The organism is Sphingomonas sp. GW821-FHT02B09 (assembly GCF_059421875.1).
Map to the genome: position 1 here is coordinate 186,202 of NZ_JBWKVV010000002.1, position 22,078 is coordinate 208,279.

Genomic DNA, 22,078 nt, shown 5'->3' on the forward strand with positions numbered 1-22,078 from the left:
CAATCCGCTTGTGGCTGCGATCGCGATTGCCGGCGCTCCGGCGCGGGCCTAGACTTGCGCGGATCGGGTGGGGAGACAATCGGTGACGATACGGCGTTCGGTGACACTGCTGGCGATGACCGCGATGCTGGCCGGCTGCGGCGGCGGCGGCGGGTCGTCCCTGACCGCCGGCAACGGCACTGGCAACGCCCCGACGACCGGCACGCCCGCGCCGACGCCCACCCCGACCGCGGTCGCCGGCTGCTCGCTACGCGACCGGCAGGACTGGGTCGCGGCGCAGATGCGCGAATGGTATCTGTTCTACGACACCTTGCCCGCCAGCCTCGACCCGACGCCTTATGCCAGCGTCGACACCTATCTGGATGCGCTGACCGCGACCGCCCGGGCGCAGAACAAGGACCGCCACTTCACCTATCTCACCTCGATCAAGGAGGAGAATGCGTATTATTCCTCCGGATCGACCGCGGGCTTCGGCTGGCGCTTCGGGCTGACCGCCGACGGGCATCTCTACGTCACCGAGGCGTTCGAGGGCGCGCCGGGTCTCGCCGCGGGCGTCGACCGCGGTGCCGAGATCCTCGCGATCGGCACCAGCGCGAGCAACCTGCAGACGGTCGCCAGCCTGTACCAGAGCGACGGCACCGGCGCCGCGCTCAACACCGCGCTCGGCCCCGATACGGCGGGGACGACGCGCTATTTCCAGGTCAAGGACGGCAGCGGCACGCGCACCGTCGCGGTGGCCAAGAGCGACTTCACGCTCGATCCGGTGTCGAGCCGCTATGGCGCGCAGATCATCACCGACGGCGGCCAGCGCTACGGCTATGTCAATCTGCGCACCTTCATCACCACCGCCGATGCCGCGCTGCGCACCGCCTTCGCGCGGTTCAAGAGCGCGGGGGTCACCAACATCATCGTCGATATGCGCTACAATGGCGGCGGGCTGCTCTCGACCGCCGTATTGCTCACCAACCTGCTCGGCGCCAACCGCTCGACCGGCGACGTGATGAGCTATACCAGCTTCCGCCCCGAGAAGGCGTCGAACAACGAGACGACCTATTTCGCGCCGCAGACGGAGTCGGTCGCGGCGACCCGTATCGCGTTCATCGGCACGCGCGGCACCGCCTCGGCGAGCGAATATGTCATCAACGCCTATATCCCGTATCTCCACGCCAATGCCGGGCTGATCGGCACCAACACCTATGGCAAGCCGGTCGGCCAGATCCCGCTCGACAAGGCGGCGTGCGACGACCGGCTGCGCGTGATCGCCTTCGCGTTGCAGAATTCGGCGCGGCAGGGCGCCTATTACAACGGCCTCGCCGATACGGTCGAGGCGAGCTGCCGCGCCGCGGACGACATCGCCTATCCGATGGGCGATCCGCGCGAGGCGTCGACGCGCTCCGCGCTCGATTTCCTGCAGGGCAAGAGCTGCACCAGGCTGACCGCGGCGGCGGGGGCGGAGGCGCGGGCGCTGTCGGTGCCGATCGAGCGCGAGGCGCTGATGCCGACCAGCGGGCGCATCTCGACCGCACGGCGCGAGGTGCCGGGGCTGTTCTAACCCGCCCGCCAGGCTGTAAGGGCGTCGGCCTGGACAAGGGGGTTTGCGATGCAGAACGACGACGACAGCTTCGTGTACGACGAGGCGAGCGGCGAATGGATCAGCGCGGCGGACGCCGCGGCGGCGGCGGGGGCGCCGGCCGAGGGCGCGGTCGAGGTGCGCGATTCGGTGGGCAATCTGCTCGCCGACGGCGATCAGGTGACGCTGATCAAGGACCTCACCGTCAAGGGCGCGGGCCAGACGCTGGAGCGCGGCACGCTGATCAAGAGCATCCGGCTGACCGGCGACGCGCAGGAGATCGACTGCAAGTTCGACGGGATCAAGGGGCTGGTCCTGCGCGCCGAATTCGTCCGCAAACGCTAGGATGACGCCGCGGATCGATCCGAGCTGGGCAGCGCCGCTCGCCGAGGCGCTCGCCTGCCCCAGCCTGGCGGCGCTCGACGCCTTCCTCGCCGCCGAGGCGGCGGCGGGCAAGGCGATCTTCCCGCCGGCGGCGGACCGGTTCCGCGCACTCGAACTGACGCCGCTCGACCGGGTGCGCGTCGTCATCCTCGGCCAGGATCCGTATCATGGGCCGGGGCAGGCGCATGGGCTGAGCTTCTCGGTACGGCCGGGGGTGCGGCCGCCGCCGAGCCTCGTCAACATCTACAAGGAATTGCACGCCGACCTCGGCATCGCGCCGGCGCGCCACGGCTTTCTCGAGGCGTGGGCGCGGCAGGGCGTGCTGTTGCTCAACACGGTGATGAGCGTCGAGAGCGGCCGCGCCGGATCGCACCGCAACCGCGGCTGGGAGCGATTCACCGATGCGGTGATCCGCGCGGTCGCCTGCAAACCCGATCCGGTCGTCTTCCTGCTATGGGGCGCGCATGCCCAGCAAATGGCCGGCTTCGTGACCCGGCCCGACCATCTGGTGCTGGCGGCGCCGCACCCGTCGCCCTTGTCGGCGTACAAGGGCTGGTTCGGCAGCCGCCCGTTCAGCCAGGCCAATGCGTTTCTGGTCGCGCACGGCGCAGCGCCGATCGACTGGGCGCTGCCGGACGCCTGACGGGCAGCTCGACGTCCCCGGCGTTGACATTGGACAGAGCGTTGTCCATCTTCGCGCCATGCAGGCCGTCAGCTATTCCGAAGCGCGTGAGAATCTGAAGTCGATGATCGACAAGGTCGTCGCCGATCGCGCGCCGCTCGCCATCACGCGCCAGCGCGGCGAAGGCGCGGTGCTGGTTTCGGCGAGCGAATGGGCGTCGATCGAGGAAACCCTCTACCTGCTGCGCTCGCCGAAGAATGCGGAGCGGTTGCTGGCGAGCATCGCTGAGTTCGACGCCGGCGGTGGCGAAGTCCATGAGCTAATCAAGCCGTGAACGTGCAATTCTCGTCCCGATCGTGGGCCGAGTATCTCGACATGCAGGAACACGACGCCAAGCTGTTCGACAAGATCAACGCGCTGATCGAGGAATGCCGGCGCCATCCGTTCAAGGGGACGGGCAAGCCCGAGCCGCTCGGGGGCAATCTGTCGGGCTGGTGGTCGCGGCGGATCAGCCATGAACATCGGCTGGTGTATCGCGTCGCCGGCAGCGGGGCGGAGCAGACGGTGCAGGTGGCGCAATGCCGCTATCATTATTGAGCCAGCCCCATGCAGCGCGCGCATCACCGGCCGATGCCGGCCGCATCCTTTCCCCCGCCGGTCGGTTGGTCCGGCAAGGAGACACGGCATGGCGGAAGCATATTGGAACGGCGTACGGATCGCGGCGAGCGACGACATCGTCACGGTCGAGGGCAATGCCTATTTCCCGCGCGCGGCGGTCGATCCGGCGGTGCTGGTCGATAGCGCGACGACGAGCGTTTGTCCGTGGAAAGGCACCGCGCATTACCATACGCTGCGCGTCGACGGGGCCGAGAACCGCGATGCCGCCTGGTATTATCCCGAGCCCAAGGATGCCGCCAAGGAGATCACCGACCGGATCGCCTTCTGGAAGGGCGTCGAGGTGTGCTGACGCCTACCAGACCGGGATCGTCACGCGGTCGGTGCCCGGATGGATGGTATAGGTGATGCTGGTCGGGACGATGCTGTCGCCGCGATAGGCGGGGTGGACGGTCATCGTCCGCGGGGGCGTATCGCCGCGCTGGGTAAGCAGCCGGGCGATCAGCGCCTCGATGCGGCGCGCGGCCTCGGGCGGGACGAACAGCTCGTTGGCGCGATCGGCTGGGCCGCCGAAATCGCGCGGGAAGAGCCAGGTCTGCACGAGCTTGCCGCGCATGGCCAGCGCACGCGCCTTGGCGCGCGAGGTGACCGCGGCAAGGTCGATGGCGTCATTCGGAGCCTGCGTGAGGACGATCGGTACAATCATCTGGAGCCACCCGGTCGCCTAGGGTAGGCGGTCGGCGGCGGCAGACAAGGCGCGACGGCCAAGTCGCTGACGAGCGTCGGGTTTCCATCAGCGACTCGGCACCAATCACTCCGCCGCCGGCAGATACACCTCCCCGCCCTTCTCGCGGAACCGCTCGCTCATGTCGGCCATGCCCGCCTCGGCCTCTTCGGCGGCGACGAAAGTGGCGACCGGCGCGTTCTGCTTGGCGGCGAATTCCCTAACCTCCTGCGTGATCTTCATCGAGCAGAATTTCGGGCCGCACATCGAACAGAAATGCGCCGTCTTGGCGCCCTCGGCAGGCAAGGTCTGGTCGTGGAACGACTCGGCGGTATCGGGGTCGAGCGACAGGTTGAACTGGTCGCGCCAGCGGAAGTCGAAGCGGGCGCGGCTCAGCGCGTCGTCGCGCAGCTTCGCGGCGGGGTGGCCCTTGGCGAGATCGGCGGCGTGCGCGGCGAGCTTGTAGGTGACGACGCCGACCTTGACGTCGTCGCGGTCGGGCAGGCCGAGATGCTCCTTGGGGGTGACGTAGCAGAGCATCGCGCAGCCGAACCAGCCGATCATCGCCGCGCCGATACCGCTGGTGATATGGTCGTAGCCCGGCGCGATATCCGTAGTGAGCGGCCCGAGCGTATAGAAAGGCGCCTCGCCGCAGACCTGGAGCTGCTTGGTCATATTCTCCTGGATCTTGTGCATCGGGACATGGCCCGGACCTTCGATCATCACCTGCACGTCCTGCGCCCAGGCGCGATGGGTCAGCTCGCCGAGCGTGTAGAGCTCGCTGAACTGCGCCTCGTCATTGGCGTCGGCGATCGAGCCGGGGCGCAGGCCGTCGCCCAGCGAATAGGCGATGTCATAGGCCCTCATGATCTCGGTGATCTCGTCGAACCGTTCGTAGAGGAACGATTCCTTGTGATGCGCGAGGCACCATTTCGCCATGATGCTGCCGCCGCGGCTGACGATGCCGGTGACGCGCTTCGCCGTCATCGGAATGTAGGGCAGGCGGACGCCGGCGTGGATGGTGAAATAGTCGACGCCCTGTTCGGCCTGTTCGATCAGCGTGTCGCGGAAGATCTCCCAGGTCAGCTCCTCGGCGATGCCGCCGACCTTTTCGAGCGCCTGATAGATCGGCACGGTGCCGATCGGCACGGGGCTGTTGCGCAGAATCCATTCGCGCGTGTCGTGGATGTTGCGGCCGGTCGACAGGTCCATCACCGTGTCGGCACCCCAGCGGATCGACCAGACGAGCTTGTCGACCTCCGCCGCGACGTTGCTCGCGACGGCGGAATTGCCGATGTTGGCGTTGATCTTGACCAGGAAGTTGCGGCCGATCGCCATCGGCTCGGATTCGGGATGGTTGATGTTCGACGGGATGATCGCGCGGCCGCGCGCGACCTCGTCGCGGACGAATTCGGGGGTGACGTAATCGGGGATCGACGCGCCGAAGCTCTCGCCGTCGCGGACATGGTCGCGCAGCATCGCGCGACCGAGATTCTCGCGGGTGGCGACATATTCCATTTCCGGAGTGACGATGCCGCGGCGGGCATAATGCATCTGGCTGACGTTGGCGCCGGCGCGCGCGCGCAACGGGCGACGGACGGCGTTGGGGAATTGCGGGACGCCGCCGGAGCGGTCGGGGCCGAGCTGGCCATTGTCTTCGGGACGCAGTTCGCGGCCATCGTAGCTTTCGACGTCGCCGCGGCTCTCGATCCACGCGCGACGCAGCTGCGGCAGGCCGGCCATGATATCGATACGCGCGGCCGGATCGGTATAGGGGCCGGAGGTGTCGTAGACGCGCAGCGGCGGCTCGCCCGAGGACGGATCGAGATGGATCTCGCGCATCGCCACGCCCAGCGGGCCGACATGGATCTTCTTCGAGCCGCGGATCGGGCCGGTGGTGACGCCAATCTCGGTACGTGCGGGAATGTCGGCCATGAGTCTCTCTCCATGAACGGAGAGCGGACGCGGATTTTCGGATGAAACCGCTCCCTCCCTCCGCCGGTATCAACCGGATCAGGTTCAGCGGGTCGAAGGCTGCGGCCTTCCTCTCAAGCGCTGCATCAGCGCTCCCCCGGGGATAATGACGATGGTGTACGCGGTTCGGCGGCAGGCGCCAAGGCAAATCCTCCCGCCGCGACAGGGGGCTATGTCATATGAACATTCGAGTGGGTCCATCGCTTTCCAAGCGCACCTCCGTCACCCCGGACTGGTTCCGGGGTCCACTCCGCGGCGAGGAGAACGGCTTGAACAGGCACGATTCTCCTGCGGACCGGTGGACCCCGGAACGAGTCCGGGGTGACGAAGAGATTGTGGACGCGGCTCGAATCTCGTTCCCACAGCCATAGGCGATAGCCCTCCCGCCAAAGGGGAGGGAGGGCGTCGGAGCGTCAGCTGGCGGCGGAGGTGCGGATGTTGCCGTTGATGCCGTTGGGGAAGAAGCCGCCCGAGCCGACCGCGGTCTTGTTGAGATAGACGATATTGAGCACCTGGCCGGTCGAGCGGCTGTAGGCGACGCCGTTGGTGTCGGTCGGCACGACGTTGGCGGTGGTGGTGTCGCCGATGCCCTGGTCGATCTCGCTGCTGCCGTCGAGGCTGTCGCGCGCGTCGGAGATCAGCCGCGCGTTGGTAAGGATCGACGAGGCGCCGGCGAGCGTCTCGGCGGGATCGACGCCCTTGCGGTAGAGCACCGAGCGGATCAGCCCGGCGTGATAGCCTTCGGTGGCGAGAATGCCGGCGGCAGCCTCGATGAACACCTTGTTGACGATCAGCGGCGAGGCGCCCTTGTAGGCCGAGACGCCGACGTCCTCGAACAGATAGGCGCCGAGCAGGAAGTTGATGTCGCTGGCATAGGGATTGAAGACATCGCTCGCGCCGACCACGCCGGCGGCGCGCGCCGCGGCGGTGAAGGCGCCGGTGGCGTCGCCGCCGATGTTGATCGCCGGCATCGCCACCGCGAAGCTGCCGAGGATGGTGCGCAGGAAGGTGACGTGGGCGATCTCGTCATTGGCGATCTCGCGCGCATATTGCGCGACGATCGGGTCCTGGAAGTTCACCTGTGCGCCGCCGGTGACGGTGCCGAGCGTGCCGACGCCGCTCATGATGCCGGTCGACAGGCCCTGGCCGAAGGCCGCCCAGCTGTAGAAGCTCGCCTCGAGATATTCGAGGTTGAGCGCGAAGTTGAGCACGTCGGCATCGGTGCCGACGGTCGGCGTCGTCGCGGTCGGCGTCGGGCTGGGGCTGCTGCTGCTGTCGCCGTCGCCACCGCAGGCGGCGAGCAGCGACAGGGCCCCCGCCGAGGCGGCGGCGCCGCCGGCGTAGCGCAGGAAGTTGCGGCGTTCGGCGCGGCGGTCGGCGATCGCGTCGAGGATCGTGTCGGTCGGAAGGTCGGTCATCGGGTCTATCCCCTGGAAGCTTTGAAAACGGACGGCGGGATCAGGAGGCGGTTGCCGCCTTGATGGTGCCGTTGAGGCCGGCGGGGAAGAAGCCGCCCGCGCTCGCCGCCGCGGCGTTGAGATAGACGATGTTGAGCACCTGATTGGGGGTGCGGCTGTAGACGATGCTGTTGGCGTCGGCCGGCACGATGTTGGACACCGGGAAGGTCGGCACCGGGGTGGGCGTCGCGGTCGGGGTCGGCGTGGGGGTCGGCGTCGGCGTCGCGGTGGCGGTCGCGGTGGGCGTCGGCGTCGGCACGGTCTGGCCCGGCGCGGCGGTGAGACCCGGCGTGATGCCCTGGTCGATGTCGGTGCCGCCGTCGAGGCTGTCGCGCGCGTCGGAGATCGCGCTGGCGCTGGTGATCAGTGCCGAGCCGGCGACCGAGCCGCGACGGAACAGCTCGCCGCGGATCGTCGCGGCATGATAGGCCTCGACCGCGAGGATACCGGCGGCGGCCTCGATATAGGTCTTGGTGAGCAGCGGCGCGGCGCCCTTGTAGGCGGTGACGCCGACGTCCTCGAACAGATAGGCGCCGAGCAGGAAATTCTCCTCGCTGCCATATTGGTTGAAGGTCTGGCCCGCGGCGATCAGCTTGGCGGCGACCGCGGCGGCGGAGAAGGCGCTGTTCGGGCCGACCGACAGGTCGAGCGCCGGCTGCGCGATCGCGCTGCTGCCCAGCGCGGTGCGCAGATAGGTGACGTGCGCGACCTCGTCGGCGGCGATCTCGCGCGCATAGCGGGCAAGGACCGGGTCGCTGAATGTCACCGCGGCGCCGCCGCTGACGTTCGCCGTGCCCGGCGTGCCCGTGCCGGTGAGCAGATTGGCGGCGAGGCCGGCGCCGCCGGTGGCGAAGGCGTAGAATTGCGCCTCGAGATATTCGAGGTTGAGCGCGAAATTGAGGATGTCCTGATCGGAATAGGTCGTCGTCTGCGCCTCGGCGGCGCCGGCGAGGCCCAGCGCCGACGCGCCCGCGGCGGTGACCGCCATCGCGCCCATCGCGGTGCGGAAGAAGTCGCGGCGTTCGGTGCGGCGCTGGACGCGGGCGTCGAGCGCCGCTGCGAGGGCGCTGTCGGTATCGGTTCGGGCGGTCATTACTCGGGTTCTCCCCACGCGCGGGCGGTCTTGCGGCGGCCCAGGATGGCCTTGCCGTTCCGCATCCGGCGGGAGGCGTCAAGCCCGGACGCGGCGGAAATCGGCGGCAGCGCGACGGAAGGGCGTGACCGCGCATAAAAAATCCTCCCCCGACGCGAAATCGAGGGAGGACCCTGTGCCGGCCGGCGTGGAAGGGAACGCCGGCCAACTCTTGGAACGTCGGGCTCAGCCGAGGCCGACGGTGAAGGCCGGATTGGGATTGTTGGTGCCCGCCGGGAAGAAGCCGCCGCGGGTGCGGTTGGCGCCGGTCGCGTTGAGATAGGCGATGTTGTGCACCTGCTGGACGCTGCGGCTGTAGGCGATGCCGTTGCTGTCGGTCGGCACGATGTTCGACACGGCATTGGCCGCGCCGATGTTGGTGCCGGCGATGCCCTGGTCGTCGTCGCCATTGGTGCCGCCGGTAGTGCCGTCGAGCAGATCGCGCGCGTCCGAGATCTTGGTGGTCGCGGTGATCAGGTCGGCGTTGGTGACGCCGCGGGTGTAGAGGATCGTGCGGACGAGGCCGGCATGATAGGCCTCCGCCGCGAGGATGCCCGCCGCCGCTTCGAGATACATCGACGAGATGACCGGCGAGGCGCCCTTATAGGCGGTGACGCCGATATCCTCGAAGATATAGGCGCCGAGCAGGAAGTTGGTCGGGCTGGCATAGGGATCGAACAGGCCGTTCGAGGCGACGACGCCGGCGGCGCGCGCCGCCGCGGTGAACGCACCGGTCGCGGTTCCCGAGATGTCGATCGCCGGCTGGGCGACCGCGGCACTGCCGAGCGCGGCGCGCAGGAAGGTGACGTGGGCGATCTCATCCTGCGCGATCTCGCGCGCATATTGACCGATCAGCGGGTCGGAGGTGAAATTGACCGCGCGCGGGAAGCCGTCGCCCGAGCCGGTGATGACCGACCCCTGCGTGCCCGTACCGGTGAGCAGCGACGCCGACAGGCCGGTGCCGAACGCGGCATAACTGTAGAATTGCGCCTCGAGATATTCGAGGTTGAGCGCGAAGTTGAGCACCGCGACGTCGGTGCTGACCGAGGTCGCAGTCGGCGTCGGCGTCGGAAACGGCACCGACATATTGTCGTCGTCGTCACCGCAGGCGGCGAGCAGCGACAGGCCGCCGACCGCGGCGACGCCGGTCGCGGCGGTCTTCATGAACGCGCGGCGGGCCTTGCGGCGCGCGGCGGTTGCCTCGACGATGGCGAGGACGGAGAGTTCCTTGGTCATATATCCACCCCTGCTCAGTTCGCGGCGCTGCTGCGCAGCCCGCTGTTCCCGTTGTTGATGCCGTTCGGGAAGAACCCGCCCGCGGTCACCGATCGGGGATTGAGATAGACGATGTTGAGCACCTGCGCCGGCGTCCGGCTGAACGCGAGGCCGTTGGGATCGAGCGGCACGATGTTCGAGGTCGTGCCCGCATTGGTCGTCGTCGCGGCGATGCCCTGGTCGAGATCGGTGCCGCCGTCGACCGAATCGCGCAGGTTGGAGATCGCCGTGGTCGCGGCGACGTTGTTCTGCGCGGTGGTGATCGTCGGGGTCGCGACGCCGCGCGCATAGAGCGCGGTGCGCACGATCGCGGCATGATAGGCCTCCACCGCGAGGATGCCGGCGGCCGCCTCGAGATAGGTCTTGTTGTTGAACAGCGCGCCCGCCGCGCCCTTGTAGGCGGTGACGCCGACATCCTCGAAGATGAAGGCCGCCTGCAGGAAGCTGTCGTCGTTTGCATAGGGGTCGAAGCCGGTCAGCGCCGGGGTGGTGCTGGCGGCAGCCGCGGCGAAGGCACCGCCGGCGGCACCCGAGATGTCGATCTGCGGCTGGGCGGCGATCAGCGCGTCGCTGGTGCCGGTGCCGCGGATCGCGGCGCGCAGGAAGGTGACGTGCGCCACTTCGTCCGCGGCGATCTCACGCGCATAAGCGGCGATGCCGCGGTCGCTGAACTGCACCTGGCGGGCCGAGCCGGTGCCGGTGCCGGTCACCACCGTGCCCTGCGTGCCGACGCCGCCGGTCAGCAGGTTGGCGGGCAGGCCGGTGCCGAAGGCGGCATAGCTGTAGAATTGCGCTTCGAGATATTCGAGGTTGAGCGCGAAGTTGAGCACGTCGACCTCGGTCACCGCGGTCTGCGCCGCCGCCTCGCCGGCGATCGACATCGCCGCCGCGCCGGCTGCGGTCACCGCCGCCATGCCCATCGCGTTCTTGAAGAATCCGCGCCGTTCCTCGCGTCGCCGCGCCCGGGCGTCGAACGCCTCGATGATCTGGTCCGTCTGGGTCATCGTCAGCAACCTCCCTCACCTTCATGCGGTCTTCCGTCATCGCCGCATGCTATCGACGGGCGACCGGTAGACCTGTGGCGAGCTACGTTGCCGGGTCGTGGAAAGATGCGCGGGGGCCGAAACAAAATGTCGGTTTTGCAAAATGATCCGACATGGTCGGAATGTTGGCCGCAGGATATTGCCGGGAGGCTTGCGTACGGTTAGCCCTTGGCCGTGCCTCCCGCCGCCCCCTCCAGCCCCCAGGCGGCCCGTACGATCCTGGTCGAGGCGCTGATCCGCACCGGCGAGGAGGACCGCGACGCCTTCCGCACCGTCTACCGTCTGACCTCGGCGAAGCTTTTCGGCATATGCCTGCGTATCTGCGAAGACAGGCAAGGCGCCGAGGACGTGCTGCACGACGTATATCTCACCATCTGGCACCGCGCGGGGGCCTATCAGCCGGGACGGGCGAGCCCGATCTCGTGGCTGGCGACGATCGCGCGCAACCGGGCAATCGACTGGCGCCGGCGCCACGGCCGGGCGCGCACCGCGCCGGTCGAGGCGGCCGACGCGATTCCCGATCCGGCGGCGGCGCAGGACGAGGCGCTGATCGCCGACGAGCAGCGCGCGCGATTGCACGACTGCCTGGAGACGATCGAGGTGCGCCAGCGCGGCGCGATCCGCAGCGCCTTCTTCGGCGGGCTGACCTATGCCGAGCTGGCGGCGGCGCAGGCGGTGCCGCTCGGCACGATGAAGAGCTGGGTACGGCGCGGGCTGCTCGCCCTGCGGGGGTGCCTCGATGGCGAGTGACGACCTCCCCGACATGACCGCCGCCGAACTGGCGCTGGGGCTGCTCGACGGTAGCGAGCGCGCGGCGGCGTTGCGCCGGCTGGCGAGCGAGCCGGGCTTCGCCGCCGAGGTGGAGCGCTGGCGCAACTGGCTGGGCGCGCTGTTCGCCGATTGGCCGGCGGTGGCCGCGCCCGACGCGGTGGCGGCGCGGGTCGAAGCGTCGCTCGATGCGCAGCGCGGCGTACCGGCGGCGGCGAACGACAATGCGGGGGGCGTCGCGCGCTGGCGTGGGCTGGCGGTGGCGGCGAGCATCGCCGCCTGCCTGTTGCTGGCGGTGACAACGCTGCTGATGCTGCGGCCGGCGCCCGCACCGATCCGCATCCCGGTGCGCGTGCCGGTCGTCGCGCCGGCGCCCTTGCTCGCCGCGATCGTGCCGACCGGCAAGGGCGCGCCGATCGCCGCCGCCTACGATCCGGCAAGCGCGACGGTACGGATCGCCGGCGGTGTCGACGTACCGGCGGGGCATTCGGCGCAATTGTGGGCGATCCACGGCGCCGATGCGCCGCGTTCGCTGGGCGTGATCCCGGCGGGGCCGGCGCGGGTGATCGTGCCGGCGGCGGTGCGGCCGGCGCTCGCGGCGGAGACGGTGCTGGCGATCTCGATCGAGCCGGCGGGCGGCTCGCCGACCGGGCTGCCGACCGGACCGGTGGTCGCGACGGGCAAGCTCAGCGGGTAAGTCCTCCATCCGTCATGCCGGCACGACGGATGGAGGCATTTTGGCTCAGAACGTATAGGCGAGCCCGACCGCGCCGAGCCATTGGTTGCGCGAGCCGGCGATGCGGACCAGCGGGCTGTCGGCGAAGCCGTTGAGCATCCGGACGTAGGTGCCGCCGGCGACGATCTTGAAGCCCTTGAGCAGATTGCCGGTCAGCGAATAGGTGTAGAGACCGCCGAGCGAGTAATTCTTCCAGCCAGCGCGCGCATTGTAGGTCGGCAGGCCGCTCGCCAGCGTCTGCGTTGGCGAGACCGAGAAATAGGTCGTCGCATAACCGCGGCCGGCACGCTCGGCCGAGGCGAAGATCGCCACCGCCATCTTCTCGCTCAGCGGAGTGATGTAATTGACGCTCGGCTGCCAGATGCCGCTGTCATGGGCATTGGCGACGTCGTGGCGATAGCTGACCGTCGCCGACAATTGATCGTACGGGCTGGTGATCACCCCGGTCTTGCCGATGCCGACATAGCCGCCGAGCTCGATCGCGGTATCGACCTTGCCGAGCGCGCGGACGCGCGGATCGTCGATGCTCTTGAGGCTGCTGCGGTTGAAATTGACGACGCCGATCGGACCGGCCTGCAGGTCCCAGACGGGGCCGGGCTTGTCGCGGATCAGGTCGACGCTGATCCGGTTGCCGGCGAGGACGAAGCCATAGCCCTTGATCGAGCCGACCGCGCCCGGTGCGGCGGTGAAGCGATAGTCGTTCGAGCCTTCGTAATCGCTGAGATAGACGCCGGCGGCGCCGACGGTGATCGTATCGCGATTGAAGTCGAATTCGGTGGGCTGCACGGGCGCCGACGCCTCCTGCGCGGCGGCCGGGGTGACGAACACGGCAGCGGCGGCGAGCGCGAGCGGCATCAAGATCTTGGCGGACAAAGCTACGGCTCCAAACCTGTTACGACGCCGTAACGCGGCGGACGCCGGTTGCTATCCATTGCCGACCGATCAGAGGATGTAATGCATCCGAATCTGTTGCTGATTTGCATCACTGGTCACCGCGAAGCGTGCCGCGGCGAAGCGCGGTGCGCCGAAGCGGATCGGCGGGTTGCGCGAAAAGCCGAAGCCTTCGCGCGGAATGCCGGCGAAGGTGTCGAGCTTGGCGTTGCTGTTCTCGTCGTGGATCACCGCGACGGCATATTGGCCGTGCGGCAGCCCCTCGAAGCGCAGGCTATGCGCATTGGCCGGTACCGAGCGGGTGATCGCATCGGCATCGTCGACGCAGGCGGGGAAATTGTCGGGATCGGCGGTCAGGCAGACGCGCAGCAGCCCCTTGGCGGAGCGCATCTGGCTGACGGCGACGTCAAGCCGCGCGATCGGCGCCGCGCCGAGCACCAGCGCCGCCGCCGGCAGCAAGGCGGCGAGCGCCACCGGCCGGTTGCTGCGCCTGCGCCTTGGCACGCGCGTGGCTGCGCGCGAAATCGCCGACGCCGCGATCGGTGCCGCAAAGGCGGTCCCAGAACCGGAAGTAGAGCCCATAGTTACATCCATATTGCTCATGGTGCCGCTGATGATGGCTGGCGGTGATCAGCCAGCCGCCCAATGGCCCCCGCCACATGAACCGCGGGAAAACCTCCCAACCCATGTGATTGGTTACGCCCATAACCGTCATAGTCGCCAGCACGAAGCCCAGAGCGGCGACATGGATCGGAATTGCCAGCACCAGTAACGGAATTGCCACAGCGCCGGTCAGCGCCTCGATCGGGTGGAAGGCCATCGCCGCCCAGGCGGTCGGCGGGCGGCTGGCGTGATGGACGGCATGCGCCGCCTTGAACACCGCCGGCCGGTGCATCCAGCGATGCGTCCAGTAGAACCAGGTGTCGTGGAGGACGAGGTAGAGCAGGATCGAGACCGGCCAATACCACAAGGGATAGGCGTGGACGTCGCGATAGACGCGCGTCCAGCCATGCGCCTGCCAGCCCCAGGCGAGCACCCCGGCGGGGATGCCGTAGATGGCGGCGGAGGCGAGGCTCCATGCGATCTCGCGCCGCATCTGCGCATCGAGCCCGCGATACAGGCCGGGATGACGCAACCGCGTCGCCGCGGCGAACGCGCCGGAGACGAGGAGATAGCGCACGCCGACGATCATCGTCATCGCCAGCGCGGACAGGGTGACGGCGAGCAGCATGCTACGGGACGTAGCGGATTTCCGGGGGCGGGGATATGGCGGATGCGACCGGCCGGCCTGATGCCGACGGCGCGGCGAGGATGCGACGAGCGTGGTCCGTCGCGGTGAGATACGCCAGGTTTGCCTTCTCCGATTCGTCACCCCGGACTCGTTCCGAGGTACACCGGGCCGCGCGCGGATGGCATCGCCTCCAGCCATTCTCCTCGCCGCTGAGTGGACCCCGGAACGCGTCCGGGGTGACGGAGTGAGCTTGGCGGGAGCGGGCCAGCATGAACGTCGATGAGGGCGAGGTGTCAGCGTTCGAACACGTGTATCGTCCGGCCCTTGTAGTCCGCGTCGCGCACCAGCCCATACCCCAGCCGCGCCGCCAGCCGCAGCGACGGCGCGTTGTCTGGATCGATGATGCAGGTCGTCCGCGCGATGCCCAGCGCCTGCGTCCAGGCGAACACCGCCGCGAGCGCCTCGCCGGCGTAGCCGCGGCCGTGCGCCGCCGGGGCCAAGGCCCAACCCATTTCGGGCAGCGCCAGCGGCGGATCGATCGAGCGGCGGGCCTCGATCAGGCCGACCTCGCCGACCAGGCCGCCGGCGCGGTCGCGCACCACCCAGCTGCCGTAATCGAACGCCTGCCACTGGCCGATCGACCGCAGCAGCCGGATCCACACCTCCTCGCGGCTGCGCGCGACGCCGCCGATCCGTTCGAACACCGCGGGATGCGCCCACATCGCGGCGAGCGCGTCGAGATCGGCGGGGCGATGGACGGTGAGGATCAGGCGATCGGTGGTGAGCACGGGCGGCGTCATGCCGGCAGGCTAGCGCGGCGCGCGGCGGCGTAAAAGCCGGTTCTCCCGCCCCGCGCTTTGCGGTAGGCGCAGACATGGGTTCGACCATCCCTTGCGACGTGGCGATCGTCGGCGGCGGCCTCGCCGGCGGCCTGATCGCGCTGGCGCTGCACGCGCGGCATCCCGGCCTCGACGTACGGATCATCGAGGCGGCGCCCCACCTCGGCGGCGACCACGTCTGGTCGTTCTTCGGCAGCGACATCGCGCCGCAGGACCGCTGGCTGGTCGCGCCGCTGACCGTGCACGACTGGCAGGGCTATGACGTCGCCTTCCCGCACCTCGCGCGGCAGATCGACGCGACCTATCATTCGGTGACCAGCGAGCGATTGCATGCGGTGATCCGCGCGACGCTGCCGGCGCCGGCGGTGATGCTCGGGCGCAAGGTGCTCGCCGCCTCGGCGACCGCGGTGGTGCTCGCCGACGGCGACCGGATCGAAGCCGGCGGGGTGATCGACTGCCGCGGCCCCGGCGACCTGTCGGTGCTCGAACTCGGCTGGCAGAAGTTCGTCGGGCAGGAACTGCTGCTCCACGCGCCGCATAACACCACCGGGCCGCGGGTGATGGACGCGACGGTCGAGCAGATCGACGGCTATCGCTTCGTCTACTGCCTGCCCTTCGCCGCCGACCGCATGTTCGTCGAGGACACCTATTACAGCGACACGCCGCACGTCGACCGCGCCGCGCTGGGGCTGCGCATCGCCGCCTACGCCGCGGGCCGCGGCTGGCAGGTCGACAGCGTGTTGCGTACCGAGGCCGGCGTGCTGCCGATCACCCTGGGGGGCGATTTCGAGGCCTATTGGCGGTCGAGCGGCGCCAACGTCGCCAAGGCGGGGATGCGCGCCGGGCTGTTCCAGCCGACCACCGGCTATTCGCTGCCCGACGCGGTCCGGCTCGCGGTGCGGCTGGCCGAGCGGACCGATTTCTCGGGCAAGGCGCTCGCCGCCTTCACCCACGATTACGCCCGCGCGGCGTGGAAGCAGGGCGCCTTCTATCGTATGCTGAGCGCAATGATGTTCCGCGCCGGCGATCCGGCGGAACGTTGGCGCATCATCGAGCGCTTCTACCGTCTCGACCCGACGCTGATCACCCGTTTCTATGCGGGACGATCCAGTCTCAAGGACAAGATACGGATTCTGACGGGCAAACCACCGGTGCCGGTGGGCAGCGCGATCAGGGTCCTGCGAACGACGGCATGGCGGTAACCCGCACAGAGGAATGGAAACGAACATGAAGTCGGCGATCGTCATCGGAGCGGGATTCGGCGGGCTGGCGCTCGCGATCCGCCTGCAATCGGCGGGAATAGCGACGACCATCGTCGAGTCGCGCGACAAACCGGGCGGCCGTGCCTATTATTGGGAGCGCGACGGCTTCACCTTCGACGCCGGTCCCACCGTCATCACCGATCCCGCCTGCCTGCAGGAATTGTGGGCGCTCACCGGCCGCGACATGGCCGAGGACGTGACGCTGGAGCCGGTGACGCCCTTCTACCGGCTCAACTGGGTCGACGGCACCAATTTCGACTATACCAACGACGAGGCGCTGCTCCAGCGCGAGATCGGCAAGCTCAACCCCGCCGACATCGCCGGCTACCACAAATTCCTCGAATATGCCGAGGGCGTCTATCGCGAAGGCTATGAGAAGCTCGGCCATGTCGCGTTCCTCGATTTCGCCTCGATGATCAAGGCGGCGCCGGCGCTGGCAAAATACCAGGCGTGGCGCTCGGTCTATTCGATCGTGTCGAAATACGTGCAGAACGAGAAGCTGCGCGAGGCGCTGAGCTTCCACACCCTGCTGGTCGGCGGCAATCCGATGACGACCAGCGCGATCTATGCGCTCATCCACAAATTGGAGCGCGACGGCGGCGTCTGGTTCGCGCGGGGCGGGACCAACCGGCTGATCGCCGGGCTGGTCGCGCATTTCCAGCGGATCGGCGGCACGCTGCGGCTGGGCGATCCCGTCGCCTCGATCGAGACGCTGGGCGACCGCGCCACCGGCGTCCGCTGCGCGAGCGGCTGGGAGGCGCAGGCCGATGCGGTCGCGGCGAACAGCGACATCATGCACACCTATCGCGACCTGCTCAGCGGATCGCGCAGTGCGCAGCGCACCAAGGCGCGGCTGGAGCGCAAGAGCTATTCGCCGTCGCTGTTCGTCGTGCATTTCGGCATCAAGGGCACGTGGCCGGGCATCCCGCACCACATGATCCTGTTCGGGCCGCGCTATAAGGAGCTGCTCGCCGACATCTACGATCACGGCGTGCTGGCGCAGGATTTCTCGCTGTACCTGCATCATCCCACCGTTACCGATCCGAGCCTCGCGCCGGAGGGGCATTCGACCTTCTACGCGCTGGCGCCGGTCCCGCACATGGGCAAATTCCCGGTCGACTGGAACGAGGTCGGCCCGATCCTCGAAAAGCGCATCCTCGACGAAGTCGGGCGGCGGCTGATTCCCGACATCCACGAGCGGATCGTCACCAAGTTCAGTTATGCGCCCAACGATTTCGCCACCGATCTGAAGGCGCATCTCGGCAGCGCGTTCAGCCTGGAACCGGTGCTGACGCAGAGCGCCTATTTCCGCGTCCACAACCGCGACGACCATATCCCCAATCTGTATTTCGTCGGGGCGGGCACGCATCCCGGTGCGGGGATCCCCGGCGTGGTCGGCAGCGCCAAGGCGACGGCGGCGCTGATGATGGCGGCGCGATAGGGCGGCCATTCCTCCCCGGCACGGGGAGGGGGACCAGCGAAGCTGGTGGAGGGGGGCTTCCACGAGCGCGATCCCATGAGGAAGCCCCCCTCCACCACGCCGCTACGCGTCGCGGTCCCCCTCCCCGTTCCGGGGAGGAATGCGGTTCTTTATAGCGCCTCCAGAAACGCCCGCACCGCCTCTGGAATCGCGGCGGGCCGCCCCGTCGGCAGATGCACGTTGACCATCACCAGCGACACCGTCGCGTGCAGGTCTCCGGTGGTGCCGTGCGCCAGATCCATCGCCATCGTCATGCTGGTACCGCCGACCCGCGCGATGCGGACGTGCGCGGCGACCGTATCGCCCCAGACGAACGGGCGGAGATAGTCGACCTCCGCCTTCCGCACGTGGAATTCGAGTTGCTCCCACACCGGCCCCAGCGCCACGCCGATCCCGGTCCATGCCCAGAATTCGGTCGCGGCGACATCGGCATATTCGAGGTAGCGCGAGTTGAAGACGACCTTCTGCCCGTCGATCTCGGCATAGCGGACGCGGAAGCGCGTCGCGAAGGCGAAGCCCTCGCGTGCGCCGCCGGTCGCCGCGCCATCGGCGGCATCGCGCAGCAGCATCAGCCCGCGGTCCGGCTCGGCGTGTTGACGCCCATCGATTGCAGATAGCGCTTCACGTTGCGCGCCGCCTGCCGCAGCCGTTGCTCGTTCTCGACCAACGCGATGCGGACGAAGCCCTCGCCATTCTCGCCATAGCCGACGCCCGGCGCCACCGCGACCTGCGCATGGGTGAGCAATTGCTTGGAAAATTCGAGGCTGCCGAGATGCGCGACCGCCGGCGGCAGCGGCGCCCAGGCGAACATCGACGCGTGCGGCGCGGGAATGTCCCACCCCGCCCGGCCGAAGCTCTCGACCAGCACGTCGCGGCGCTTGTGATAGAGCTGGCGGTTCTTCTCGACGATGTCCTGCGGACCGTTGAGCGCGGCGCAGGCCGCCGCCTGGATCGGCGTGAAGGCGCCGTAATCGAGATACGACTTCACCCGCGTCATCGCCGCGATCAATTTGGCGTTGCCGACCGCGAAGCCGATCCGCCAGCCCGCCATGCTATAGGTCTTGGACAATGAGGTGAATTCGACCGCGACGTCCTTCGCGCCCTTGACCTGCAGGATCGAGGGCGTCGGATTGCCGTCGTAATAGAGTTCCGAATAGGCGAGGTCGGAGATGATCCAGACCTGATTCTCCTTCGCCCACGCCACCAGCCGCTCGTAGAAGGCGAGATCGACCGCCTCGGCGGTGGGGTTCGACGGATAGTTCACCACCAGCACCGACGGTCGTGGCACGGTGAACGCCATCGCGCGCTCGAGGCTTTCGAAATAGGCCTCGTCTGGGGTGGTCGGCACCGCGCGGATCGTCGCGCCGGCGATGATGAAGCCGAAGGTGTGGATCGGATAGGAGGGATTGGGCGCGAGCACGACGTCGCCCGGTGCGGTGATCGCGGTGGCGAGGCTGGCCAGCCCCTCCTTCGACCCCATCGTCACCACCACCTCGGTCTCGGGATCGAGGTCGACGCCGAAGCGGCGGCCGTAATAATTGGCCTGGGCGCGGCGCAGGCCGGGAATGCCCTTCGACTGCGAATAGCCGTGCGCATCGGGCTTGCGCGTCACCTCGATCAATTTGTCGAGGACGTGCGCGGGCGGCGGCAGATCGGGATTGCCCATGCCGAGATCGATGATGTCCTCGCCCGCCGCGCGCGCCGCGGCCCGCATGCCGTTGACTTCGGCGATGACATAGGGCGGCAAACGCTTGATGCGGTAGAAATCGTCGGACATGGGTCACCTTGTAGTTGACCCGGCCACCCTACGCCGCGGGCGGCGCTTGCACCACTCGATATTCCTCGAGCGCGTTGATCGCGGCATGGACGCGCGCCTCGATCGCGTCGCGCGGCAGGCCGGGCGGGATCGGCTCGCCGATCCGGATCGTCACCACGCCGGGGCGATTGGGGCCGTGCTTGGGCCAGGCCAGACCGCTATCGAGCGCGATCGGCACCACCGGCAGGCCGAGCGTGCGATAGAGGCCGGCAAAGCCCGATTGCAGCGGCGGCTGGTCGCCGGGAACGACGCGCGTGCCCTCCGGATAGATCAGGATCGAGCGCCCCTCCGCCTTGAGCGCCTTGGCGGCGCGCATCATCGAGCGCAGCGCGCCGGCCGAGGCTTCGCGATCGGCGATGATCCCGCCATAGCGCATCGCCGCCCAGCCCCAGAAGGGAATACGGCTGAGCTCGCGCTTGATGACCATCGCCGGGCCGCCGAGCAGCAATTGCAGCTCCAGCGTCTCGAACATCGCCTGATGCTTGGCGGCGAAGAAATAGGTGCCCTCGGGCCGCTGTCCCTCGACGCGGACGCGGACGCCCATGATGTACCGGTAGAGCAAGCGGTGCATCTGCGCCCAGACGTGCGCGTGGCGGATCACCGCGCGCCGGCCGAACAGCGCCGACACCGGCACGGTTACGACGATCGGGATCGACAACGCGAAGAAGAACGCCGTGAACAGGATCGTACGCAACCGGTTCATGCCCCTACCCCCAGCCACAGCGCGACGCGCCGCAGGATCAATTTGTTGTATTCGTTGACCAAGGTGCCGAGCCGCGGCGTGCTCGGCACGCCGTCGCCGAGCACCTGCACCCCCGGCCCCATCGCCGCGGCCAGCTCCATCCGCGCGCGCGGCACGTGCCAGTCGGAGGTGACGAGGCGGACGGTGCGATAGCCGTGCGTCTTGACCCAGGCGGCGGTCTCCTCGGCGTTCGAGCGGGTGTCGACCGCATCGGCGCCGAGATCGATGCAGCAGGAAAACAGCGTCACCGGCACCTTGTATTCGCGCGCCAGGTCGATCGGCCGCACCCCCGGCGCGACGCCGGTGACGAGCATCCGCCGCGCCTGCCGCGCGCGGAGCAGCGCGATGCCGCGATCGATCCGTCCCGCCCCGCCGGTCGGCACGACGATCGCATCGGTGGTATTGGGGGCGAGCGGCTCGGGCAGCATCAGCATGAACGCCGCGAAACCCAGGCACCAGGCGAGCGCCGCCAGACCGAACAGCCGGACGATCACAGCGACCGCCTCAGCGCGGCGACGACGGTAACCCGCGCCGCCAGCGTCGCCAGCACGACGAAGCCGATCGGCAGCATCACGAGCAGCGCCCAGTCGCCCGCATCGAGCGTGATGCCGCCGAGCAGCTCCGATCCCAGCGCCGCCAGCCGCGTGCCGAGGAACAGCAGCACGGCGAGCGCCGCCGCGCCGCCGGCGACGCCGCCGAGCGCCGCATCAAGCGCGATCCGCCGCTGGAACAGCCGCGCGACCTGCACGTCGGTCGAGCCGAGCATATGCATCACCTCGATCGTCGCGCGATGCGTCTCCAGGCCGGCGCGCGCGGCGAGCACCACCACCGCGCCGGTCGCGCCGAGCATCAGCAGCACCAGCGCGAAGGCGAGCCAGGTCAACGTGTCGAGAAAGCCGCCGACCGGCGACATCCAGCGCTGGTGACGGTCGACGCGGCTGGCGGCGCTGATCCGCCTGGCCGCGGCGATCACCGGCCCGGGCGCGGCGGCGGGGGCGAGATCGACGTCGATCATCGCCGGCACCGGCAAATCGGCATCGTCCCCGACATCGCCGAGCCACGGCGCGAGCGTGCGGGTCAGCTCGGCGCGATCGACCAGCGTCGCGCGGCGCACCTGCGGCAGCGCGCGCAGCGCGGCGAGCGTATCCCGGGCAAGCGCATCGCGCGTCGCCGGACTGCCCTCGACCACCTGCACGGTGAGCCGGCCGGCGAGCTGGCGTTCGAGCGCCTGCGCGGACTGGCGCGTGCCGAGCCCCAGCGCGGCGGCGAGCAGCGTGAGGAACAGCATGATCGCCATCACCCAGGTCATCGCACGCAAGCCGCCCGCCTCGTCGAGTACCCGCCGGTCCGCCCCGCTCATACCGGGCACTCTTGGGTGGCTCGATAGGATGTGCAGCGATACCCGGAAGGATACGTCACCCCGGACTTGTTCCGGGGTCCACTCCGCGGCGGGGAGGCCGGCTGGAGGCGCACCCGCGCGCCTGCCGCCCGGTGGACCCCGGAACACGTCCGGGGTG

Annotated in this window: 25 protein-coding genes and 1 riboswitch; of the genes, 10 read left to right on the plus strand and 15 right to left on the minus strand. The window is 68.8% G+C overall.

The window, feature by feature from the left end:
• Nucleotides 1–115: 115 nt before the first annotated feature.
• From AC07U4_RS08745 to AC07U4_RS08770, 6 genes are all read left to right on the plus strand, one after another.
• The gene (locus tag AC07U4_RS08745) at nucleotides 116–1,552 is read left to right on the plus strand and encodes a S41 family peptidase (RefSeq protein ID WP_495195838.1); all 1,437 of its coding nucleotides are present in this window, start codon (nucleotides 116–118) and stop codon (nucleotides 1,550–1,552) included.
• A gap of 48 nt (nucleotides 1,553–1,600) precedes the next feature.
• Entirely contained in the window at nucleotides 1,601–1,915 is a 315-nt protein-coding gene (locus tag AC07U4_RS08750) for an alkylphosphonate utilization protein (RefSeq protein WP_495195161.1), read from the plus strand.
• A gap of 1 nt (nucleotide 1,916) precedes the next feature.
• Nucleotides 1,917–2,597 carry a uracil-DNA glycosylase gene (gene ung / locus AC07U4_RS08755; RefSeq protein WP_495195162.1) on the plus strand — a complete coding sequence of 227 codons (681 nt, stop codon included), beginning with the start codon at nucleotides 1,917–1,919 and terminating at the stop codon, nucleotides 2,595–2,597.
• Nucleotides 2,598–2,655: 58 nt separating this feature from the next.
• The gene (locus AC07U4_RS08760) at nucleotides 2,656–2,910 is read left to right on the plus strand and encodes a type II toxin-antitoxin system Phd/YefM family antitoxin (RefSeq protein WP_137898194.1); all 255 of its coding nucleotides are present in this window, start codon (nucleotides 2,656–2,658) and stop codon (nucleotides 2,908–2,910) included.
• Between the two features lie 2 nt (nucleotides 2,911–2,912).
• Nucleotides 2,913–3,173, plus strand: coding sequence for a Txe/YoeB family addiction module toxin (locus AC07U4_RS08765; RefSeq protein WP_495195163.1), 261 nt, complete (start codon nucleotides 2,913–2,915; stop codon nucleotides 3,171–3,173).
• Between the two features lie 88 nt (nucleotides 3,174–3,261).
• Entirely contained in the window at nucleotides 3,262–3,543 is a 282-nt protein-coding gene (locus AC07U4_RS08770) for a DUF427 domain-containing protein (protein WP_137898196.1), read from the plus strand.
• 3 nt (nucleotides 3,544–3,546) lie between these two features.
• Here the strand turns inward: AC07U4_RS08770 and AC07U4_RS08775 are convergent, their stop codons facing one another.
• From AC07U4_RS08775 to AC07U4_RS08800, 6 genes are all read right to left on the minus strand, one after another.
• Entirely contained in the window at nucleotides 3,547–3,897 is a 351-nt protein-coding gene (locus AC07U4_RS08775) for a hypothetical protein (protein ID WP_495195164.1), read from the minus strand.
• 105 nt (nucleotides 3,898–4,002) lie between these two features.
• Nucleotides 4,003–5,850 carry a phosphomethylpyrimidine synthase ThiC gene (gene thiC / locus AC07U4_RS08780; protein WP_495195165.1) on the minus strand — a complete coding sequence of 616 codons (1,848 nt, stop codon included), beginning with the start codon at nucleotides 5,848–5,850 and terminating at the stop codon, nucleotides 4,003–4,005.
• 38 nt (nucleotides 5,851–5,888) lie between these two features.
• Nucleotides 5,889–5,998: riboswitch (TPP riboswitch) on the minus strand.
• 304 nt (nucleotides 5,999–6,302) lie between these two features.
• The gene (locus AC07U4_RS08785; protein ID WP_137898198.1) at nucleotides 6,303–7,307 is read right to left on the minus strand and encodes a ferritin-like domain-containing protein; all 1,005 of its coding nucleotides are present in this window, start codon (nucleotides 7,305–7,307) and stop codon (nucleotides 6,303–6,305) included.
• A 40-nt stretch (nucleotides 7,308–7,347) separates the two neighbouring features.
• Nucleotides 7,348–8,439, minus strand: a complete 1,092-nt coding sequence (locus AC07U4_RS08790; protein WP_495195166.1) for a ferritin-like domain-containing protein — start codon at nucleotides 8,437–8,439, stop codon at nucleotides 7,348–7,350.
• A 225-nt stretch (nucleotides 8,440–8,664) separates the two neighbouring features.
• A complete protein-coding gene (locus AC07U4_RS08795) occupies nucleotides 8,665–9,714 on the minus strand; it encodes a ferritin-like domain-containing protein (protein WP_038664750.1) in 1,050 nt (349 codons plus the stop codon).
• A gap of 14 nt (nucleotides 9,715–9,728) precedes the next feature.
• Nucleotides 9,729–10,757 carry a ferritin-like domain-containing protein gene (locus tag AC07U4_RS08800; protein ID WP_137898200.1) on the minus strand — a complete coding sequence of 343 codons (1,029 nt, stop codon included), beginning with the start codon at nucleotides 10,755–10,757 and terminating at the stop codon, nucleotides 9,729–9,731.
• Between the two features lie 213 nt (nucleotides 10,758–10,970).
• On the opposite strand from AC07U4_RS08800, the gene AC07U4_RS08805 reads away from it, so the two are divergent.
• Together AC07U4_RS08805 and AC07U4_RS08810 are read left to right on the plus strand one after the other, a co-directional pair.
• Entirely contained in the window at nucleotides 10,971–11,546 is a 576-nt protein-coding gene (locus tag AC07U4_RS08805) for a sigma-70 family RNA polymerase sigma factor (protein ID WP_495195839.1), read from the plus strand.
• The gene (locus tag AC07U4_RS08810; protein ID WP_495195167.1) at nucleotides 11,536–12,261 is read left to right on the plus strand and encodes an anti-sigma factor; all 726 of its coding nucleotides are present in this window, start codon (nucleotides 11,536–11,538) and stop codon (nucleotides 12,259–12,261) included. The genes AC07U4_RS08805 and AC07U4_RS08810 overlap by 11 nt, the downstream gene beginning before the upstream one ends.
• A gap of 45 nt (nucleotides 12,262–12,306) precedes the next feature.
• Here the strand turns inward: AC07U4_RS08810 and AC07U4_RS08815 are convergent, their stop codons facing one another.
• From AC07U4_RS08815 to AC07U4_RS08830, 4 genes are all read right to left on the minus strand, one after another.
• Nucleotides 12,307–13,155 carry a MipA/OmpV family protein gene (locus AC07U4_RS08815; protein WP_137898222.1) on the minus strand — a complete coding sequence of 283 codons (849 nt, stop codon included), beginning with the start codon at nucleotides 13,153–13,155 and terminating at the stop codon, nucleotides 12,307–12,309.
• A gap of 87 nt (nucleotides 13,156–13,242) precedes the next feature.
• The gene (locus AC07U4_RS08820; RefSeq protein ID WP_495195840.1) at nucleotides 13,243–13,629 is read right to left on the minus strand and encodes a DUF2141 domain-containing protein; all 387 of its coding nucleotides are present in this window, start codon (nucleotides 13,627–13,629) and stop codon (nucleotides 13,243–13,245) included.
• On the minus strand, nucleotides 13,598–14,422 hold the full coding sequence (locus AC07U4_RS08825; protein WP_038664743.1) for a sterol desaturase family protein: 825 nt from the start codon (nucleotides 14,420–14,422) through the stop codon (nucleotides 13,598–13,600). The genes AC07U4_RS08820 and AC07U4_RS08825 overlap by 32 nt, the downstream gene beginning before the upstream one ends.
• 293 nt (nucleotides 14,423–14,715) lie before the next feature.
• Nucleotides 14,716–15,222, minus strand: coding sequence for a GNAT family N-acetyltransferase (locus tag AC07U4_RS08830; protein WP_495195168.1), 507 nt, complete (start codon nucleotides 15,220–15,222; stop codon nucleotides 14,716–14,718).
• A gap of 74 nt (nucleotides 15,223–15,296) precedes the next feature.
• Between AC07U4_RS08830 and crtY the strand changes: the two genes are divergently transcribed.
• Complete coding sequence (gene crtY / locus AC07U4_RS08835) at nucleotides 15,297–16,463, plus strand: lycopene beta-cyclase CrtY (protein ID WP_495195169.1); 1,167 nt, start codon at nucleotides 15,297–15,299, stop codon at nucleotides 16,461–16,463.
• Nucleotides 16,464–16,488: 25 nt separating this feature from the next.
• Nucleotides 16,489–17,964 carry a phytoene desaturase gene (locus AC07U4_RS08840; RefSeq protein WP_137898205.1) on the plus strand — a complete coding sequence of 492 codons (1,476 nt, stop codon included), beginning with the start codon at nucleotides 16,489–16,491 and terminating at the stop codon, nucleotides 17,962–17,964.
• A gap of 149 nt (nucleotides 17,965–18,113) precedes the next feature.
• Here AC07U4_RS08840 and AC07U4_RS08845 read toward each other — a convergent pair whose 3' ends face one another.
• The 5 genes from AC07U4_RS08845 to AC07U4_RS08865 are packed head-to-tail and all read right to left on the minus strand — an operon-like array spanning nucleotide 18,114 to nucleotide 21,921.
• Complete coding sequence (locus AC07U4_RS08845; RefSeq protein WP_495195170.1) at nucleotides 18,114–18,572, minus strand: acyl-CoA thioesterase; 459 nt, start codon at nucleotides 18,570–18,572, stop codon at nucleotides 18,114–18,116.
• Complete coding sequence (locus AC07U4_RS08850; protein ID WP_495195171.1) at nucleotides 18,572–19,780, minus strand: LL-diaminopimelate aminotransferase; 1,209 nt, start codon at nucleotides 19,778–19,780, stop codon at nucleotides 18,572–18,574. The genes AC07U4_RS08845 and AC07U4_RS08850 overlap by 1 nt, the downstream gene beginning before the upstream one ends.
• Nucleotides 19,781–19,808: 28 nt before the next feature.
• Nucleotides 19,809–20,522 (minus strand): lysophospholipid acyltransferase family protein, encoded by a 714-nt coding sequence (locus AC07U4_RS08855; RefSeq protein WP_495195172.1) that lies wholly within the window; start codon nucleotides 20,520–20,522, stop codon nucleotides 19,809–19,811.
• Entirely contained in the window at nucleotides 20,519–21,055 is a 537-nt protein-coding gene (locus AC07U4_RS08860; RefSeq protein WP_038664730.1) for a YdcF family protein, read from the minus strand. The genes AC07U4_RS08855 and AC07U4_RS08860 overlap by 4 nt, the downstream gene beginning before the upstream one ends.
• Nucleotides 21,052–21,921 (minus strand): cell division protein FtsX, encoded by an 870-nt coding sequence (locus tag AC07U4_RS08865; RefSeq protein WP_495195173.1) that lies wholly within the window; start codon nucleotides 21,919–21,921, stop codon nucleotides 21,052–21,054. Before AC07U4_RS08865 ends, AC07U4_RS08860 begins: the two co-directional genes overlap by 4 nt.
• Between the last annotated feature and the right edge of the window lie 157 nt (nucleotides 21,922–22,078).

Bases quoted from the DNA above. Each gene is read 5' to 3' on its own strand.
- AC07U4_RS08745 (WP_495195838.1), top strand. From the start codon at position 116: ATGACCGCGATGCTGGCCGGCTGCGGCGGCGGCGGCGGGTCGTCCCTG.
- AC07U4_RS08750 (WP_495195161.1), top strand. From the start codon at position 1,601: ATGCAGAACGACGACGACAGCTTCGTGTACGACGAGGCGAGCGGCGAA.
- ung (WP_495195162.1), top strand. From the start codon at position 1,917: ATGACGCCGCGGATCGATCCGAGCTGGGCAGCGCCGCTCGCCGAGGCG.
- AC07U4_RS08760 (WP_137898194.1), top strand. From the start codon at position 2,656: ATGCAGGCCGTCAGCTATTCCGAAGCGCGTGAGAATCTGAAGTCGATG.
- AC07U4_RS08770 (WP_137898196.1), top strand. From the start codon at position 3,262: ATGGCGGAAGCATATTGGAACGGCGTACGGATCGCGGCGAGCGACGAC.
- AC07U4_RS08775 (WP_495195164.1), bottom strand. From the start codon at position 3,897: ATGATTGTACCGATCGTCCTCACGCAGGCTCCGAATGACGCCATCGAC.
- thiC (WP_495195165.1), bottom strand. From the start codon at position 5,850: ATGGCCGACATTCCCGCACGTACCGAGATTGGCGTCACCACCGGCCCG.
- AC07U4_RS08785 (WP_137898198.1), bottom strand. From the start codon at position 7,307: ATGACCGACCTTCCGACCGACACGATCCTCGACGCGATCGCCGACCGC.
- AC07U4_RS08790 (WP_495195166.1), bottom strand. From the start codon at position 8,439: ATGACCGCCCGAACCGATACCGACAGCGCCCTCGCAGCGGCGCTCGAC.
- AC07U4_RS08795 (WP_038664750.1), bottom strand. From the start codon at position 9,714: ATGACCAAGGAACTCTCCGTCCTCGCCATCGTCGAGGCAACCGCCGCG.
- AC07U4_RS08800 (WP_137898200.1), bottom strand. From the start codon at position 10,757: ATGACCCAGACGGACCAGATCATCGAGGCGTTCGACGCCCGGGCGCGG.
- AC07U4_RS08810 (WP_495195167.1), top strand. From the start codon at position 11,536: ATGGCGAGTGACGACCTCCCCGACATGACCGCCGCCGAACTGGCGCTG.
- AC07U4_RS08815 (WP_137898222.1), bottom strand. From the start codon at position 13,155: ATGCCGCTCGCGCTCGCCGCCGCTGCCGTGTTCGTCACCCCGGCCGCC.
- AC07U4_RS08825 (WP_038664743.1), bottom strand. From the start codon at position 14,422: ATGCTGCTCGCCGTCACCCTGTCCGCGCTGGCGATGACGATGATCGTC.
- AC07U4_RS08830 (WP_495195168.1), bottom strand. From the start codon at position 15,222: ATGACGCCGCCCGTGCTCACCACCGATCGCCTGATCCTCACCGTCCAT.
- crtY (WP_495195169.1), top strand. From the start codon at position 15,297: ATGGGTTCGACCATCCCTTGCGACGTGGCGATCGTCGGCGGCGGCCTC.
- AC07U4_RS08840 (WP_137898205.1), top strand. From the start codon at position 16,489: ATGAAGTCGGCGATCGTCATCGGAGCGGGATTCGGCGGGCTGGCGCTC.
- AC07U4_RS08845 (WP_495195170.1), bottom strand. From the start codon at position 18,572: ATGCTGCTGCGCGATGCCGCCGATGGCGCGGCGACCGGCGGCGCACGC.
- AC07U4_RS08850 (WP_495195171.1), bottom strand. From the start codon at position 19,780: ATGTCCGACGATTTCTACCGCATCAAGCGTTTGCCGCCCTATGTCATC.
- AC07U4_RS08855 (WP_495195172.1), bottom strand. From the start codon at position 20,522: ATGAACCGGTTGCGTACGATCCTGTTCACGGCGTTCTTCTTCGCGTTG.
- AC07U4_RS08865 (WP_495195173.1), bottom strand. From the start codon at position 21,921: ATGAGCGGGGCGGACCGGCGGGTACTCGACGAGGCGGGCGGCTTGCGT.